This is a genomic window from Pseudonocardia sp. D17 (assembly GCF_036984265.1).
Taxonomy (GTDB): domain Bacteria; phylum Actinomycetota; class Actinomycetes; order Mycobacteriales; family Pseudonocardiaceae; genus Pseudonocardia; species Pseudonocardia benzenivorans.
Window position 1 is genome coordinate 1 of the sequence record NZ_BPRG01000134.1, and the last position, 2,340, is coordinate 2,340.

Annotated in this window: 1 protein-coding gene and 1 pseudogene; both read left to right on the plus strand. The window is 67.6% G+C overall.

Annotation, left to right across the window (positions count from 1 at the left end):
• Positions 1–981 precede the first annotated feature (981 nt).
• Positions 982–1,566, plus strand: a complete 585-nt coding sequence (locus tag PSD17_RS20550; RefSeq protein ID WP_013674328.1) for an LOG family protein — start codon at positions 982–984, stop codon at positions 1,564–1,566.
• A gap of 79 nt (positions 1,567–1,645) precedes the next feature.
• Positions 1,646–1,771: pseudogene (locus tag PSD17_RS20555) on the plus strand (6-phosphogluconate dehydrogenase); the annotation flags it as partial.
• Positions 1,772–2,340 lie beyond the last annotated feature (569 nt).

Here is a 2,340-nt window from a genome sequence, read left to right on the forward strand (position 1 = left end):
TCCCCGAGTCCTACTACATCGACCACGTCGGTCAGATGCGCACCGTCTCCGACGAGACCGCCGTGACCGCCCGGCCCTGACCGAGGCCCGCTGCGGTGCGAACCACTGCAGGCCAAGGCGCCGTCGTGGCCCACCCCCCGGGCCACGACGGCGCCATCCCGGTTGGGAGACCTCGAGCCGATGGCCGACACCCGCACATCATCGACATGGACGGAACGCTTCCCCCGAGCGCCGGCTCGGTGGAGCCGGCCAGGCACCTCGGCACGTTCGAGGCCGCCGACCGATCGAACGTGCGTGGGTTCGCGGCGAGTTCAGTGGCGTCGCCTTCTGGGAGCCGATGCTTCCGCTGTGGGCCGACGTCAGCGAGGAGGAGATCGACGCCGCGTCCGCCCGGATCGACAGCGGGCGCGAGGTGTTCGCCGACATCGGCGACCGAGGTGAGTACGCGACCGTGTGCTTCAGCGGAGGTGCCATGCGTCTTCCCGACACGTGGCTGCCCTCGATCCGCGACACGAAGACGACATCCGCGACGCCTACGCCTTGGCCGCCAGCTTCTCGACAGCGCACCGACGTGGAGGCCGAGGACCTCGGCCTGACACCGTCCCGGTCTCCGATCGGTTCCAGCCCTGGCGTCACCACGGTGTCCAGGCGCCGAACGCGCTGCCTGGCTCGACGTACCGGGTGTGGCGGCCTCCCGCGCGGTTCCGGCTACCGTCGTGCTCATCCCGACGTTGTGTCGAGCCCTGTCGATCGTGGCGCACGCCTTCGGCACTCTCGGCGCGCTGAACCCGGGCCGAGTGATCATTGGGATCGGGTCCGGGGAGGCGATGAACGAAACTCCCGCCACCGGGACGTCCTCCCGGGCCCAAAGGGGCACCACATGCCTACGAGACGGGCCGAAGGCGAACCTGCATCAGCCGGCCCTGTCGTGGCCAAGCACCAGTCATTGGTAGACAAAAGCGACACCGAAGGATCGGGACCATGGTAGCGATCAACAGCCTGTGCGTCTTCTGCGGATCGAACACCGGCAGAGATAGCGGTTATGTCCACGCCGCGCGAGAGTTGGGACGCCTCCTGGCGAAGGAGCGCGTCACGCTCGTGTACGGCGGCGCCAGCGTCGGAACCATGGGCGTGCTCGCAGATGCCGTCCTCGACGCCGGTGGATCAGCGATCGGGGTCATTCCCGAGCACCAGGTCGGTGAGGAGATGGCCCACACGGGCCTCACTGAGCTGCACGTCGTCGAGTCCATGCACGAACGCAAGGCAAAGATGGTGGAACTCGCCGACGGCTTCGTGGCGCTACCGGGCGGGTTGGGCACACTCGAGGAGTTCGCCGAGGCTCTGACCTGGTCACAACTCGGACTGCACACCAAACCGACAGGCCTGCTCAACACCGCCAGGTACTACCAGAAGTTCCTCGAATTTCTCGACCACGCCGTCGGCGAGGGATTCATCCGTCCAGCCGACCGAAGCCTCGTTCTCGACGGGGTCGAGCCCGAGACGCTACTTGACGCACTCCGTCGTTGGGAGCCACTAGATGGCCAGCGCTGGAAGCCGGTGGAATAGCAGAACCACGGGCGCCCAGCTGCAGGCCCACACCGAGCGCTGCGAGCTCGTGGAGGCCTCACCGCTGGTCGCAGACTCGCTGCTCGCACGCTTTGCCTCCCACCAGGGCGTCTCCCCCGCCGTGAAGGCGATCGCGGCGCTGCGCAACCAGTTCGACGGGCACGCGGTGAAGAAGGCCACCGATGTCCCCAGCCCGCACTCCTGACGGCCACGACCGGTCGGCCACCACCGACCCTCTCCCTGATCACGAGTTGGGCGGCCACCCTCGAGAGCGAACACCCGGCAGGTCGTAGGCCACGTCGTTGTGCGAGATACGAAGCATCTCGACCCCGACCGACGACGCCGCTTCCTGCCGGGGTTCGCACGTGGAAGGAAGGCTTGCGGAGCCGCTCGATCGTCCGCCAGGTGTTCGACCGGGCTGCGAACAGCCGAACGCCGGCGCCGGGCTCGATCACGCTTGTGTCGGCGGTGCTGTGGTTGGCGATTTCCGTCTCACCCTCGATCACCACGAATCCTTCGGCGCCACTCGAGTTCGGCCAGGAGGGCGTCCCCCAGGAGCTGGTTCAGGGTCCTCCCCTTGGAAACGCAGGTCGTTCGGGGAGGTCGTCGACGCCGACGACGCCATGTCCCCCGGATGCGCAGCCCGGCCTCGCGAATGTGCTCCATCACCGCGATCGCACTCAGATCATTTGTGCCGATCACGGGACCCGGGCGACGTCCTTCATGGTGGGCCGCTTGCGCCTGCGGTCGGACTGCGTCACGTCACGTCACCTC

What these genes read in the sequence shown, in the direction of transcription:
- PSD17_RS20550 (WP_013674328.1), top strand. Translation starts at nt 982, where the DNA reads ATGGTAGCGATCAACAGCCTGTGCGTCTTCTGCGGATCGAACACCGGC.